Below are 15,690 nucleotides of genomic sequence, written 5' to 3'. Positions count from 1 at the left end.
TTTATAATTAACTACTTTTTAGAAATCAATATTTAAAATAAGCAAATCTACAACGAAAAATTAGTAAAAAAATAAAAAATTAGAAAAAATTATTTATTGGACAGACTCATATATTATTTTTTTTCAGATAATTTTATCCATGATGCTATAATTTTCATAACTCTTATATTAGAAGATAAACAAAAATTAAATCATAAATATATAATTGGATATTAGGTGTATTAAATGGCTAATTATCATGAAGAAATTTTAAAGTTTGAAGAAATAGCAAAAGAACATACTCAATATATGAGAAACAGTATCAATTTAATCGCTTCTGAAAACGTTACAAGTGTAGAAGTAACAGAAGCACTAGCAACAGATTTTGCACACAGATACGCTGAAGGTCAGGCTTTCCAAAGATTCTACGAAGGATGCCAATATGTCGACCTGGTCGAAGACATGACCAAAAAGCTTTCCTGCAAAGTATATGACTGTGACTATGCTAACGTTCAGCCTGTTTCCGGTGTAACTGCAAACCTCGCAGCATTTTTCGGATTTGCCAAACCGGGCGAAAAGGTAATGGCACTTGAAGTACCTTCCGGAGGCCACATTTCACACGCAGATGTAAGTGCTGCCGGTATCAGAGGCCTTAAAACAGTATTCCATCCATTGGACAAAAACGTAATGAACATCGACATCGACGCAATGAACAAAAAGATTTTGGAAGAAAAACCAAAGATTGTTTTATTCGGTGGAAGCTTATTCTTATTCCCACATCCAATAAAAGAAGCTCGTGAGGCTGCAGATGAAGTTGGAGCAACAGTCATGTATGATGGGGCTCATGTAATGGGTCTTATTGCTGGAGGACAATTCCAGCAACCTTTAAAAGAAGGTGCAGACCTTATGATGGGAAGTACACACAAAACATTCCCAGGTCCACAGGGAGGAATTATTCTCTCACACAAGGAAAACGAAGAAATAATTGATAATGCGGTTTTCCCAGGTGTTGTCAGTAATCACCACTTGCACCACTTGCTTGGTTTAGGTATTGCTACAGCTGAAATGCTTGAATTCGGTGAAGCATACGCAAAACAAACAATCAAAAATGCACAGGCTTTAGGTCAGGCAATGTATGAACTTGGATTTGACGTGTTATGTGAAGACTTAGGTTTCACCCAGTCCCACCAAATTGCTGTGGACTTAAGATCAATCAGATCAGCATCAGACATTGCAAAAGAACTTGCCGACAATAATGTAATTCTTAACAAAAACCTCCTTCCTGGTGATGACAGGGACAACTCCGATGACCCATCAGGTATCAGAATAGGTACTCAGGAAATCACAAGAAGAGGTTTAAAAGAAAAAGAAATGGAAGAAGTTGCAGGATTCATCAAACGTGTGGCAGTTGACAAGGAAGACATTGCTGATGAAGTAGCTGAATTCATGAACCAGTACACAACTTTAGATTACGCATTCTCAGACAGGGATGCTTACAAATATCACAGATTATAGATACAATGAGAATCGCATTTGCATTTACTGGAGCCGGACACCTTCTTCGGGAGTCCGTTCATCTGGCCGAGAAATTAGCCAGTGAACATGAACTCACAATCTTACTGTCCGGAGCAGCAGAGGAAGTCCTTAAGATGTATGGACTTTATGAACGTGTTGAACGTTTGACTGGCGGTAAATATCATGAATTGGCCACAGACACCAATCAAAAATTTTCATATCCAATTACAGGCCGTTTGTCAATAGGAAAATATGATCTGCTTATAGTAACACCGGCTACAGCAAATACGGTTTCAAAAATCGTCTATGGAATTGCAGACACTCTCGTTACAAATGCAGTTGCACAGGCCGGAAAGGGAGCTGTTCCTGTATATATGGTTCCTGTCGATATCCATCCGGGACCAATCGACACAGTTTTACCGTCAAAGCTTGAACTTTCAAAATGTGAAGGCTGTGATGACTGCGTAGCAGCGCTTGTTTGCGAGCAGGGTGCAATCATACCTCATGAGGAAATTGACCTTTCAAAATGCATCGGCTGCGGACTTTGCAGAAATTCCTGTCCGAATGATGCCATTTCAGAAGGTAAGGTCATAACAATCTATATGAGGGATATTGACATTGAAAACACCCGCAAATTATCCACTATCGATAATATTCAAATATTTGAAAAACCTGATGAAATTCTAGATAAATTCTAGTTCATCACCTATTTTTATTTTTAGCAAATCTTTTTTTGTTTCCAGTATATATTTAGCTTTTTTTGAAGGTTTATAAAATTTCCATGGCTTAAGACTCACCTTTTCAAATACCACTTTGTTTTCATCCAGAAAGTATGCATCAATTTCAAATCTCATGAAATGTGTGTGGATGCTAGAATCCTTAAGGTTTGAAAAAAGCATTGCAAAATCAAAATTCTTTTTTCCCATTAATCCTTTAAAACGCTTGAAAAAAGAATATGCATGTATAATTTTAATATTATAGTGTTGGTTGGTGGTTTTATTAAAAATCATTAAGTTTAATATCTTTTTCAATCTATTTAAACTTTTTTAGAGAAATGTCTTGGATGCCAGTTTGCCGCTGATCATATCTTCGAGGGCTATTTTGAAATCCTCTTTTTCATATGCTCCAGGTATGGTCAGCTGTTCTTCATTGTATGAAAGGATATATAATGGGATTGCATCCACTCCCATAACTATTGCATCTTCTTCGTCAATCTGCACTTCAAAATCGTAGGAATTGCCTTTAAGCATCTCTTCAATTTCTTTTTGGTTTAAATCCAAATCCGCTGCGATGCTGGTTAGTACATTGATGTCGGCTATTATTCTGTTTTCAATAAAGTTTGCCTCAAAAATCTTGAAAATCAGTTCGCCTACCTTTTCAGGGTGTCTGTTCTGGACGTATTTCACGAGTCTGTGCGCCGGCCTTGAGGAAGTTATTTTAACGTCTTTATAATTAATTTCCAATCCGTCTTCCAAAGCGATTTTTTCTATTTCTGAAATTTTTTCTCCAGCTTCTTTTGGTGTAATGCCGTATTTCAGGACATATTCTGTTGTCATTGAGTTGGTTGGCTCATTGAACAGAGTAGGATACAGTTCAAATGGTTTCATGTTCAGTTCATAATCCAGATTCAGTTCATTTAAAGCATCAGTTAACCTTTTAATACCGATATATGAATATGGACAGTTGAAATCGCTCCAGAAGAGTACTTTCATTTTTCTTCCTCTTTGGATTTTTTGATTTTTTCCTCATGCTTAAGTTTGTAGATTTTAACGATATTGTCAGCTATTTTGAAAATTAGGTTGTATTTTTTAATAAAACTCATAATATTAGTTTTAGAGATGATTGTATATAATTTTTTTACTATCTTCACCAATTTTTTAGAAGCGAAAATCCTTTTTTAAGAAAATCTTTTAAATTTTTAAAATATCTGTTATTTGCAATAAACTTTATTTATTATCTTAAACAAAAGAATACATATTATAAACTATTAAATTTGAGGAGTTACAATGCCAATAAAAGAGGCAGATAAATCATACGATCACGATAAAATAGAAAAGAAAGTTCAGAAATTCTGGAAAGAAGAAGAAACTTTCAAAAAGGTAAATGAACTTAGGGAAAAAGGTCCAAGATATTCATTTTTGGATGGACCGCCATATTGTAGTGGAAAAATACACCTTGGAACTGCATGGAACAAGGTCATAAAGGATTCATATCTCAGATACAAGTCCATGAATGGATTCAGCCTCAGAAGACAGGCTGGTTGGGATATGCACGGCCTTCCAATCGAAAACAAGGTTGAGCATCTTATGGATATCCAGTCCAAACAGGACATTGAGGAAAACATAGGTATTGACAAGTTCGTAGACAAGTGCCGTGAATTTGCTATGGAAAACAAGGTCGCAATGGAAGAGCAGTTCGACCAGCTTGGTGTCTGGATGGACTGGGATGACCCGTATATGACTCTTGATCCTAAATACATGGAATCTTCCTGGTGGACACTCAAAAGGGCAAACGAGCAGAACCTGCTTGTAAATGACCAGAGGGTTATCAGCTGGTGTCCTCACTGTGGAACTGCACTGGCCGCCGCTGAAATTGAGTATGAAGAGAAGGTTGACCCTTCAATCTACATAAAGTTCCCTGTAAAAGGTGAAAAGGACACATATTTCCTTGTCTGGACTACTACTCCATGGACACTTCCTGGAAACATGGCAATCTGTGTAAACCCTGAATTCGATTACGTTTACGTTTCAAAAGACGGCGAAACATTAATTTTAGCCGAAAACCTTATGGAAACTGTTTTAGGCAAACAGATTAAAATCCACAGAACAAAAATCCCTGCAGAAAACGAAGATGAAGAGGACAAAATCATTGAAGAAAAAGAAGTGATGTATGAAGTTGTAAAAACCGTCAAAGGCGAAGACCTGGTTGGAATGGATTATGATTACATCCTGATGGATGAGGTTCCAATCCATGCGGAATTTGATGAAATAGAAAACGTCCATAAAATCCTTCCTGGAGACCACGTTGAGCTTGGTGAAGGTACAGGTCTTGTACACACAGCACCTGGCCACGGTCCTGACGATTTTGAAGTAGGTCAGGCAAACGAAATACCAATATTCTGTCCTGTTGGAGAGGACGGATGCTTTACAGAAGATGCAGGAAAATACGCAACCAAATTTACCAAAGAAGAAAACTCCCAAATTATCGAGGATTTACAAGACAAAAACCTGATGTACAGAGCCGAAACCATCGAGCACAGGTATGGGGTCTGCTGGAGATGTAAAACTCCTATCATATACAGGGCTACAAAACAGTGGTTCTTGAAAGTGACAGAAATCAAGCAGAAAATGCTTGATGAAATTGAAAAGGTCGAATGGATTCCAAAATGGGCTGGTGAAGGTCGTTTCCACGATTGGGTGGACAATGCTCGTGACTGGACAATCTCAAGGCAAAGGTACTGGGGTATTCCGATACCTATATGGGAATGTCCTGACTGCGGTGAACTGAAAGTAATAGGTTCTCTCAGTGAATTGAAAGAGGAAGCATTAAATGAAATCAACGTTTCAGATGCCGAACTCATACACAGGCCGTATGTAGATGAGGTTGAGGTCAAATGTGACAAGTGCGGAAAAGCAATCAGAAGGATTCCTGATGTACTGGATGTATGGATTGACTCAGGTGTAGCCGGTTGGGCTTCACTGTATTACCCTGAAGAATCAGACAAGTTCGAAGACTGGTATCCATATGATTTCATTACAGAAGGGCACGACCAGACCAGAGGATGGTTCTACTCACAGCTTGGAACAGGAGTAATATCAATGGGCAGAAGTCCTTACCAGAAAGTATTGATGCACGGTTTCGTCCTTGATGAAAACGGAAACAAGATGTCAAAATCACTGGGTAACGTAGTATCACCTGAAGAGGTAATTGAAAAGTACGGAGCGGACGTTTTAAGATTCTATCTTCTCTGGGCATCAAAACCATGGGACGACCTCAAGTTCGTATGGGAAGAGCTTTTAAACATAAACAAGATGTTTAACATCCTATGGAACGTTTATGTGTTCTCAACAACATACATGTCTTTAGATAACTTCGATCCGACCAAATTAACTGAAGATGATATGATTTTAAGGGCCGAAGATAAATGGATTATCTCCAAGGCCAATTCATTAATAAAGGATGTTGCCGAAGACCTTGACAATCTCTTCTTCCACAAGGCAACCAGAAAAATCAACGAATTCATACTTGACGACTTGAGCAGATGGTATGTAAGGCTCATACGCGGAAGAACCTGGGTTGAAAGCGATGACCCTGATAAATTGGGTGCATACTACAGTTTATACACTGCTATCGTAAAGTTAATTACAGTATTATGTACAATAGCACCGCACGTATCCGAAGAAATCTATGAAAACCTTGTAAAAGGCGTTAATCCGGATGCGCCGGAAAGCATTCATATGCTTGACTGGGAATATGATGCGGATAAAATCGATGAAAACCTTGAGGCAAAAATGGACGTCGTTCGTGAAGTGATTGATGCGTCAATCAGGGCAAGAGACATTGCACAGTACAAGCTCAGGTGGCCTGTAGCAGATATCACTGTCGTATCACAGGACGAAGATGTATTAAAAGCTATTGAAGAGCTGACAGACATCATTAAAGATCAGTCAAATACAAAAGACGTTTTATGCGCAAGTGAATTCGAAAAGCTGTCATTCATTGCAAAACCTAACCTCAAGATATTGGGTCCTAAACTCAAAGGCGATATGGGTAAGGTCGTAAAAGGATTGAAAACAGCCGACGGAAACCAAATCAAGGCGGAACTTGAAGCAAACGGAACAGTCACAATTGAAGGAATTGAACTCAATTCAGAAGAAGTTCTCTTTGACTCAGAGCTTCCGGACGATTTCGAATCATCAGAATTCAGTGCAGGAAATGTATTTGTAAATACCAACATCACTTTAGAAATTAGGCAAGAGGCAATGGCACGTGAACTGATAAGAAGGGTGCAGGACATGAGAAAAGAGCTTGACCTTGACGTTGAGGCAAACATTGACGTGGATGTTGAAACTACTCCTGAATTTAAAGATTTAATCGTGCCTCAGGCGGAAATAATTTCACATGAGGTCAGGGCCAAAAACCTGATTATCAGCGATTCAGAGCAATGCAGTAAAGATTCAGATTATTATACCAAAGAATGGGATATCGAAGGAGAAAAAGTAATTATTTCAATTAAAAAATAGGTGATTTCATGACTTTATCTGATTCAGAAATTGAATATATCGAAGGAATTCTCGGCAGGAAAATGAATGAACTGGAAGAGGGAATGCTTGACGTAATGTTTTCAGAACACTGTTCATACAAAAGCAGCAGACCATTCCTTAGAGCTTTTCCAACCGAAGGAGAAAATATTATTTTAGGTCCTGGTGACGATGCTGGACTTGTAAGTGTAACAGACAAATATGCATTGGCTGTAGGTATGGAATCCCACAACCACCCGTCAGCTATAGAGCCTTACGGAGGTGCAGGAACCGGAATAGGCGGAATCCTAAGGGATATCATCTCAATGGGAGCAATGCCAATTGCGCTTCTTGACTCTTTAAGATTCGGACCTCTGGAAACTGATGAAAAATCAAGATACTTATTTGAACATGTAGTAAAAGGAATTTCCGATTACGGTAACCGTGTAGGGGTTCCGACCGTAGCGGGAGAAATAGAATTTGACGAATCATTCAGAACCAATCCTCTTGTAAATGTAATGTGTGTCGGACTTGTCGAAAAGGACAAAATCGTAAGGGCACAGGCACCAAATATCGGCGATGTATTCCTTTTAATGGGAGGAACCACCGGCCGTGACGGAATCCACGGTGTAACATTCGCGTCAGAAGAGCTCACATCAGACTCTGAAACCGAAGACAGGCCGGCCGTACAGGTGGCAGATCCTTTCACCAAAAAAAGGGTTCTTGAAGCTTCCCTGGAAATTTTGGAAAAAATCAACGTAAGCGGTGTAAAGGACTTAGGTGGAGGAGGTCTCACCTGCTGCATTTCAGAGCTTGTTGACTCATCCAAAAACGGTGCGCTTGTAGACCTTCGTGCAATTCCTTTAAGGGAAACCGGAATGACTCCATATGAAATCATGCTTTCAGAATCACAGGAAAGGATGGTATTTGTTATAAACCCTTCCGATGTGGAGCTTGCACAAAAAATCTGCGACAAGCATGAAATCGTATCATCTGTCATCGGTGAAGTAATCGAAGGAAACAACATGATCATTTCAGATGAAGGCGAAGAACTTGCAAACCTTCCAACCATTCTGCTTGCAGACCCTCCTTCAATTGACAGGCCTTTAAAAGAAATTCCTGAAGACACTGAAAAAATAGAATTAAAAGAACCACCAATTAAGGATTCACTTCCACAATTGCTGTCCAGTCCAAACATCGCATCCAAGGAATGGGTATACAAACAGTATGACCATGAAGTTCAGGTAAGGACAGTTGTCAAACCTGGTGATGATGCTGCAGTTTTAAGAATCGATGAAAACACAGCCATTGCTCTTACAACCGATTCAAATACAATTCACACAAAACTCTCTCCATTCGATGGGGCAGGAGGATGTGTTGCAGAGGCAATAAGAAACGTTATTTCAATGGGCGCAACCCCTTATGCTGTAGTTGACTGTCTAAACTTCGGAAACCCTGAAACTCCTGAAATTTTATGGCAATTCAAGACTGCAATTGAAGGCATGAGTCTTGTTGCAGAAAACTTCAACGCACCTGTAATTAGCGGTAATGTAAGTTTCTACAACGAAACTGAAGGAATCAAAATCAACCCTACTCCTGCAGTTGGTGTAATCGGTGTTGAAAACATCGAAAATATCAGAACCATGGATTTCAAAAACGAAGGGGACAAAATCATCCTCATAGGTAAGACATATGATGAGCTTACCGGTTCAGAATATCACAGAACCATCCACAATATTGAAAAGGGTACTGCACCTAGAATAAGAATTGATGAAGAGGTCGCAAACGGTCAGACAGTATTGAAATTAATTGATGAGGATGCAAACAAGGACATCACTGCAGTTCACGATGTGTCTGCAGGAGGTCTTGCGGTTGCACTCTCTGAGATGGTTATCAAGTCCGGCCTTGGATGTGAAGTAGAGTTAAGGGATGAAGAATTGGATAAAATCCAGATGATGTATTCAGAAAGTCACGCAAGATACTTGTTGGCCGTTAAGGCCGATGCGGTTGATGACATCCTGTCAAAAATCGATGTTGAAGCTAAAGTCATAGGTGAAGTTAAGGGAACATCACTGGTCATAAATTCACATGAATTCACATTTGAAGAGCTTGACGATGCATATCACGGTGTCATCGAAAAATACATGGCATAACTTTAGTGGGGGATTTATAAAACATGTTCTTGTCAAAATTGGATTCAGTGAAAAATGCATCAAATCTAATTGCCGAAAATCAGAAATTGACCGGTACAGAAGAAATTTCAATTTATGAAGCTCACAAAAGGGTTCTGGCCGAAGACATCATGGCTTTTCACGATTCACCGCCATTTGATAAATCTGCGATGGACGGTTTTGCACTGATTGCAGAAGACACTTTCGGCGCCGGCCAGTCAGCACCAAAACAATTCAAGATAATCGATTCAATAGGTGCAGGTGATTTTTCTGATAAAACCGTCTCAAACGGTCAAGCTATCGTAATAGCTACCGGTGCTCCAATTCCTGATGGGGCAAATGCTGTTTTGATGAAGGAATACACTACAGAAGATGGGGAAGATTTAACAATTTATTCTCAGGTGGTTCCCGGAGAAAATGTTTCCCCAAAATCCGAAGACATCAAAAAAGGACAAAAGATATTGGATAAGAATACATTTATAAGATATCAGGAACTGGGTCTGATAGCTTCTGCAGGTTATGACAAGGTTTTAGTTTACAAAAAGCCAAAAGTCAAGCTGATTATAACAGGAAATGAGCTGGTTGAGCCTACAAAAGAGGAAATTGACAAGGCAAAAATTATCAACTCAAACCAGTTTACCATCAAGGCGATGGTTGAGGATTCAGGTGCGGTCTGCGACATTGACCATGCCGGAGATTCATACGATGAGGTTAAGGAAGCTATTTTAAACGCTTCAAAGGATTATGATGTTATCATGACAACAGGAGGAACTGCAATCAGTAAAGGGGATGTGGTTTTGGATGTCATTGATGAGATAGGTGAAATACTATTCCACGGTGTTGCAATGAGGCCGGGTAAACCTGCAGGTGCAGGAATCGTCAATGACAAGATGGTTTTCACATTTTCAGGACAGCCTGTTGCCGCAATGTCACAGTTTGACATTTTTGCAAGAAAATATCTTTTTGAAATGCAGGGAAGATCATTTGACTTCAACATTGTAAGCAGGATTTCCGAGCTTAAAATACCTTCCCAACTGGGAAGGACTGATTTCATCCGTGCGGTATCAGACAATGAACATGCAAAGCATGTGCTCAACAGGGGTTCCGGCATTATTCGTTCAATGGTTGAGGCAAACAGCTATATCATCATAGACGAAAATGATGAAGGATACCAAAAGGATGATATAGTTGATGTAGTCTTTTTTGATTCACTACTTTGGTAGGTAAAGAGGTATTTTAATGAATGGGATTTATTATTATTTGATAGCCTTTGCGCTTATCTGGATATTGGTTGGAATATTTCATGAAAGGCTTTCCAAACATGGTGTCGAGATGAGCTTTCCAGTGATAATGTGGAAAACTCAGCGCCTCAGAGGCTTCATATCCAGAATAAATAATATATCTCCAACTTTTTGGCGCTGGTACATGAATATAGGGATATTCGTGGCCTTTGGAGCCATGATATTCATGACATGGACACTTGTAAGCGCTCTGCCGTCGATATTTGAAACCCCATCAGTTTCAATTGTGATTCCTGGGGTTGATATTCCGGGCTCACCGATTTACATACCTCTGGTTTATGGTCTGATAGGTCTTGCAAGCGTTTTGATTGTACATGAGTTCTCACATGGTATTCAGTCTGTCGGTGAGAAAATCTCAATCAAATCAATAGGATTATTGCTGTTTTTCATAATTCCAGGAGCTTTTGTCGAACCTGACGAGGATGAACTGAAAGCCGCCAAAAGATCATCAAGGCTAAGGGTTTATGCTGCAGGAACCATTGCAAACGTTACCCTTGCGGTCATTGCTCTATTGCTTGTATCATTATGTTCAGCAGGCATTCCTCATTATTTTGCAGAAGACGGAATAGCCATCGACAGGATAGTTCCGGATTCACCGTCTGAAGGCATATTGAAAGAAGGCATGGTTCTTCAGGCAATTGACAATCACAAAATCACCAACACTACAGATTATCTGGATGTTGTAGGCACATATAAACCTGGAGAAAACATTTCGGTTCAGACGGACCAGGGTCAATATTCAGTGGTGCTAGGCAAAAATCCAAACAACGAATCTGTAGGATTTTTCGGAATTCAGGCGCAAAAGCATTTTGTGATGGTAGACAACAGCTTGGGTCCTGTACCTTGGGTACTGTTTGTGCTTGCCGAGCTTTTCCAGTGGGTTGCAATGCTTAACCTTGGAATCGGACTTTTCAACATACTTCCTTTAAAGCCTCTTGACGGAGGATACATGGTTGAAATATTGTTGAGCTATAAATTAAAAGAAGAACACTATAAGCCAATCGTCAATGCACTGTCAGTTGTAATGGCAATGATAATTGTATTCAGTCTGATTGCAGGTTTTATTTAAAAAAAGAAAAAATTATGAATGAAAGAATATAAATTCTTTCAAACTATTTTTATTATAATTCTTTACAAGCTTGAGCTAATTTTTTACCTAACTCGTAGCTTGCTTCATCTTCATCAGCGGTCGGTACGAAGTAGATTTCCTGAGTGTCTACAATATCGAATCCGCAGTTACCTAATTCTTCAGCGAGTTTTGCAGGAGCTCCTCCTCTTCCACCCATTGAACCGAAGGTAACGGCTTTTCTTTCAATACCTGTTCTGTTGAAGAGTAATCCTTTCAGGTAGTACATGATGTCTCCGATACTTGGGTATGGCACATCGTTGATTGTTGGGTCTCCAACAGCAATTCCTTTACTGGTCAGGATACTTTTTACGATTTCAGATCTTTCATCTTCGTGTAAGAAGAAGATTTCTACATCGAAACCTTCAGACATTGCACCTTCTGCAATTTCATGAGCCATTTGTTGGGTAGAGTAGTGCATGGTGTCGTAAATGATTGTGATTTTATCTTCACATACACCGGTAGCCCAGTTTTGGTAAGCTCCAATAATTTGCATTGGGTCGGTCCAGATTTGACCGTGAGATGGTGCAATCATTTTGATTTGATCAAGTAAACCTAATTCGACTACTTCATTTAATTTTTTAAGTACTAATTTGGAAAGTGGTGTAATTAAGTTTGCATAGAATTTTTGAGCTGCATCCATCAATACGTTTTCAGGAATTTCATCTGAAAATCTTTTGGTGAAACATAAGTGCTGACCGAATGCGTCGTTAGGGAATAAAATTCCGGTTTCATCTGCAAGTAAGGTAAACATGCTGTCAGGCCAGTGTAATAAGAATGCATCTAAGAATGCTAAGGTTCTTCCGCCAACATCTAAGGAATCTCCGGTTCCAACAGTAATGAATTCAGCACCTTCAAGAGCAGGATAGTGTTTTAACAATCCTTTAACTGCAATTTCAGTACAGTAAATAGGTGCTTCTGGGAATCTTCTGTGCAAGTCTACTAAAACACCGGAGTGGTCTTTTTCAACGTGATTTTGGATAATGTAGTCAACTTTAACTTCTTTTCCTTCTTGAGCAAAAGCGTCGTCGATACGTGCCATCATTTCTTTGGTTTTTCCAGGATAAGCATTGTCGATGAGAGCGACTTTGTCTTCTCCGAATACTAAGTATGCATTGTATGTGGTTCCATCTAATGTGTAACCGTGATAGGTTCTTAAGTCCCAATCGAGTACACCAATCCAGTATACTCCATCAGCTATTTTTTGTGCATTTGCTTTCATTTTAATCTACCATTTTAAATTTTTATTCATTTGATTAAATCTAATGAATTGTTATTATTTTCATATTAATTATTATATATAATTTTGTTTTATACGAACAGTTTCAAAAGTTCTGATACTTATTAGTATTCAACCGCTCTCTCTCAAGATATTATATCTATGAAAAATAGAGGTGTTAAGTATGATGAATGACGAGCTATTAAAAAATTTTTCAATAAGCTGCAACCATGCGCAGGGCACATTTTTCAGTTATGAGCTTTCGCTGAGAAAGTACTGCGAGTATTTTTGGTATGAGCTTAAAAGAGCTTCTTTATGAAGCTGAAGAAGATGAAAATAATGGAGTAAAATGGAAACACAGTCGATTAAAGGCAAAATTGGTTGAATATAGGCATTACATGTATCAGCATTATGCTCCAGGAACTGTTAGAAAAGAAATGAACTGTATTAAGTATTTTTACAAATTCTATGACATAGAGATATTGTCATTACCTAAGATTAATGAGAAAAGCATTCAAAAGCCTGCTCCAATATATTTCAAGGATTTGCCGGATAAGGCTGTTATAAGGGAAGCTTTTCAAATTGCTTCTCCTTTAATGAAAGCTATAATTTTGTTTTCCTGTTCAAGCGGATGTGCGAGAACCGAAACATTGAGCCTGACAATTGGAGATTATATTGAAGCGTTATCCGAATATTTGCCAAACAGAAATATGGATATTTTTAATGTAATAGATTATCTCAACGGTGTTGATGATGTTGTTCCAACATTTAGTATTTTGAGGAAAAAGACAAACAAGTATTACCTCACATACTGCAGTCCTGAAGCTGTAAAGGCCATTAACGCATATCTGTTGTTGCGGGATAAACCTCTGACTGAGGAAAGTCCATTGTTTAGGATTAGCAGGACATATATGGTGCAATCATTTGAAATGATTAATGATACTTTAGGCCTTGGAAGAGTTGGAAAGTATCGCAGGTTCAGAAGCCACATGCTTCGCAAGTTTCATGCATCAGCATTGTATAATAGTGGTATGAGTTTGGACAAGGTCAATGATTTGCAGGGAAAGGCCAAAAACAAAACAGATGCTGCATATTTCATAACAAACCCCGACGATTTGAAATTTGAATATATCAAGCATCTGCCAGCAGTAACAATCAATACTGATGTTGAAAAGATTTCCATCAAATCACCTCAGTTCATTCAAATGGAAAAGGAAAATGAATCATTAAGATTAGAAGTAGGTAGCATGAGAAATGAAATTGAGGAGATGAGAGGTTTGAAGAAAGAACTTTTAGGCATCATAAACATGGTTAGTGAAGGGTAAGGGTATTGATATAAATAAAATAATGGTGATAGTATTTGGCATATGTTGAATGCTATCAAAATCGATTATATATTCTATAACCTCTTTTTACATTTTTTTTAAAATTTTAAAAATTCATACTTCTTTTTTTCATTGATTAACTCTTTAAGTAACTTGTGAATATCTTTTGCAGTTCTTTGAGCTTTATTGACATTATTCTTTTTGAAACTTTCATGGTAATCTGCATTATTACGATATCTTCTTAAGTTAGATAGGGATTCACCTAACTCCTTCTCTTTATCGTTATTAGATTTACGTAAATCTTCAATGATGGCTTGATGTGAATTTTCATCATGGCTTATTCCGCGAATAACAGTTTCAAAGTAATCTTTCACTGGAATATAACAAGAGTAATAATATCTACCTACTGCTGAGCGCTGATATGCTTCACGAGGAGTTTTCTTTAAATCATCTCCCACTTCCTGAAATTCTTTCCAATCAAAACTCATAATAATTACCACAAATCAACAGTAAATAAACTTTTCACAGAATTATCATAGAGAGATGTTTTTCTAATTTCTTTATTTACTTTTTTTACTTCTTCCCAATCTTCATCAAAAGAATCTTCGTCGCCTTTTACATATAATATTATTTGATTAAAGTTTGGTATTTCAGGATCGCTATTAAATTCTAAGGCATAATCATGATTAGAAAAATGTTCTTTTATAATTGGTTTAGTACTTTTTATCAGTTCTAAAAGTCCAATGTTATGGAAAATAAAGTTTAAGATTTCTTCTTTATTTAACAATTCAAAATCACTTAAAATTGTTTTAAAAGATTCTATAAATGAAGGATATTTGTCAATATCAGTAACTGAATAATTACTAGAATCTACAGTATCACTTGTATGATTATAATTGTCAATTTGTTCTTCTGTTTCTACAAATCCACTACCTGAAATTGAAACATTATTTTTATTACTTATTGTGGTTGTAGCAAAATTACTCATAACTTTTCCTCCTTGTTCATTTCATCTCTTAAACTATCAGTTATTGCATCTTCAAATTTATTCCAAACATATTTATTCATTTGTTTCAATTCATCTACAACATCATCTATTGTTTTTACTTTAGTAGTTGTACAATCTAAATCCAAGATAAAATCTTTATCGAAATTTGGATCAGGATATGCTGCATTGAATAAACCATATTGGAAATTCAAAATATAATTCTCTTTTTTTATAGATAATTTATCTAAAACTTGTATAAATTCTTCAGTTTCTTCAAGATTACTGATATTATTGTTAAAATATTTTGGATTAATGCATTTTTGAAGTTCCTGCATAGTTTTTCCATCAATTTGGTTAATATATCTTAAACCTAAAAAAGATAAATCTTGAGGATTGTAATCTTTTAAAGCATTAAGTAATAATATGACATCATCTATGAAATATCTGAAGTGAGTGTATGCGCCTTTATTGTAATGGAGAATTAGACTTTTTGAAGTTAATTCCACAGATTTATCATGTTTACGGTTTTTGAAAACCCATAAAAAATTTCCTTCTTGAGAGGATATTTGTGTAGGTTTTCCAGTATTTACATCAATCCCAATATTGAATTCATGATTCCTTTTAATTATTGTATTAGGAAATTCTTTAGATATTTTTTTATGAAAATCTTTTGAAGCTTCTTTGTTTCCATATAATGAACTAATATTTGAAAAGTCAATTCTGAAAATAACTTCATTTAAATAAGGATTTTCGTATTTTTCTCCTTTTTGCATACCCTTTCATGTCTCCATTATCTCATTAATAAAACTATTATAGTATATTTAAT

The 15,690-nt window shown here is 37.3% G+C and carries 13 protein-coding genes; 7 read left to right on the top strand and 6 right to left on the bottom strand.

The genetic code is table 11. The features are described 5' to 3' along the window. Positions 1–225 precede the first annotated feature (225 nt). Both glyA and ACKI2P_RS00980 read left to right on the top strand, forming a co-directional pair. A complete protein-coding gene (gene glyA / locus ACKI2P_RS00985) occupies positions 226–1,494 on the top strand; it encodes a serine hydroxymethyltransferase (RefSeq protein WP_407374380.1) in 1,269 nt (422 codons plus the stop codon). Positions 1,495–1,499: 5 nt separating this feature from the next. After that, positions 1,500–2,192, top strand: coding sequence for a dihydromethanopterin reductase (acceptor) (locus ACKI2P_RS00980; RefSeq protein WP_407374378.1), 693 nt, complete (start codon positions 1,500–1,502; stop codon positions 2,190–2,192). On the opposite strand, the gene ACKI2P_RS00975 is transcribed toward ACKI2P_RS00980, so the two are convergent. Both ACKI2P_RS00975 and ACKI2P_RS00970 read right to left on the bottom strand, forming a co-directional pair. Further along, entirely contained in the window at positions 2,178–2,504 is a 327-nt protein-coding gene (locus ACKI2P_RS00975) for a DUF192 domain-containing protein (protein WP_407374376.1), read from the bottom strand. The genes ACKI2P_RS00980 and ACKI2P_RS00975 overlap by 15 nt on opposite strands. A gap of 36 nt (positions 2,505–2,540) precedes the next feature. Continuing rightward, positions 2,541–3,206 (bottom strand): DsbA family protein, encoded by a 666-nt coding sequence (locus ACKI2P_RS00970; protein ID WP_407374374.1) that lies wholly within the window; start codon positions 3,204–3,206, stop codon positions 2,541–2,543. 294 nt (positions 3,207–3,500) lie between these two features. On the opposite strand from ACKI2P_RS00970, the gene ileS reads away from it, so the two are divergent. Genes ileS through ACKI2P_RS00950 form a run of 4 tightly spaced genes read left to right on the top strand, consistent with a single transcriptional unit; the run spans position 3,501 to position 11,275 of the window. Continuing rightward, entirely contained in the window at positions 3,501–6,737 is a 3,237-nt protein-coding gene (gene ileS, locus ACKI2P_RS00965; RefSeq protein WP_407374372.1) for an isoleucine--tRNA ligase, read from the top strand. Positions 6,738–6,745: 8 nt separating this feature from the next. Beyond that, the gene (gene purL, locus ACKI2P_RS00960) at positions 6,746–8,887 is read left to right on the top strand and encodes a phosphoribosylformylglycinamidine synthase subunit PurL (RefSeq protein ID WP_407374369.1); all 2,142 of its coding nucleotides are present in this window, start codon (positions 6,746–6,748) and stop codon (positions 8,885–8,887) included. A 23-nt stretch (positions 8,888–8,910) separates the two neighbouring features. Beyond that, a complete protein-coding gene (gene glp / locus ACKI2P_RS00955) occupies positions 8,911–10,128 on the top strand; it encodes a gephyrin-like molybdotransferase Glp (protein WP_407374367.1) in 1,218 nt (405 codons plus the stop codon). A gap of 16 nt (positions 10,129–10,144) precedes the next feature. Further along, positions 10,145–11,275: a site-2 protease family protein gene (locus ACKI2P_RS00950; RefSeq protein WP_407374365.1), complete on the top strand. Its 1,131-nt coding sequence runs from the start codon at positions 10,145–10,147 to the stop codon at positions 11,273–11,275. Between the two features lie 52 nt (positions 11,276–11,327). On the opposite strand, the gene ACKI2P_RS00945 is transcribed toward ACKI2P_RS00950, so the two are convergent. Beyond that, entirely contained in the window at positions 11,328–12,554 is a 1,227-nt protein-coding gene (locus tag ACKI2P_RS00945; RefSeq protein ID WP_407374363.1) for an FprA family A-type flavoprotein, read from the bottom strand. A gap of 290 nt (positions 12,555–12,844) precedes the next feature. On the opposite strand from ACKI2P_RS00945, the gene ACKI2P_RS00940 reads away from it, so the two are divergent. Further along, positions 12,845–13,876 carry a tyrosine-type recombinase/integrase gene (locus ACKI2P_RS00940; protein ID WP_407374361.1) on the top strand — a complete coding sequence of 344 codons (1,032 nt, stop codon included), beginning with the start codon at positions 12,845–12,847 and terminating at the stop codon, positions 13,874–13,876. A 98-nt stretch (positions 13,877–13,974) separates the two neighbouring features. Here ACKI2P_RS00940 and ACKI2P_RS00935 read toward each other — a convergent pair whose 3' ends face one another. The 3 genes from ACKI2P_RS00935 to ACKI2P_RS00925 are packed head-to-tail and all read right to left on the bottom strand — an operon-like array spanning position 13,975 to position 15,637. Beyond that, positions 13,975–14,364, bottom strand: coding sequence for a hypothetical protein (locus tag ACKI2P_RS00935; protein WP_407374359.1), 390 nt, complete (start codon positions 14,362–14,364; stop codon positions 13,975–13,977). Between the two features lie 5 nt (positions 14,365–14,369). Beyond that, positions 14,370–14,864, bottom strand: coding sequence for a hypothetical protein (locus ACKI2P_RS00930; RefSeq protein WP_407374357.1), 495 nt, complete (start codon positions 14,862–14,864; stop codon positions 14,370–14,372). Then, positions 14,861–15,637: a TIGR04255 family protein gene (locus ACKI2P_RS00925; RefSeq protein WP_407374355.1), complete on the bottom strand. Its 777-nt coding sequence runs from the start codon at positions 15,635–15,637 to the stop codon at positions 14,861–14,863. The genes ACKI2P_RS00930 and ACKI2P_RS00925 overlap by 4 nt, the downstream gene beginning before the upstream one ends. Positions 15,638–15,690 lie beyond the last annotated feature (53 nt).

The organism is Methanobrevibacter sp. (assembly GCF_045541095.1).
Classification (GTDB): Archaea; Methanobacteriota; Methanobacteria; order Methanobacteriales; family Methanobacteriaceae; genus Methanocatella.
The sequence above is the reverse complement of the archived record's forward strand: the minus strand, read 5'-3'. Positions and strand labels throughout refer to the sequence as shown.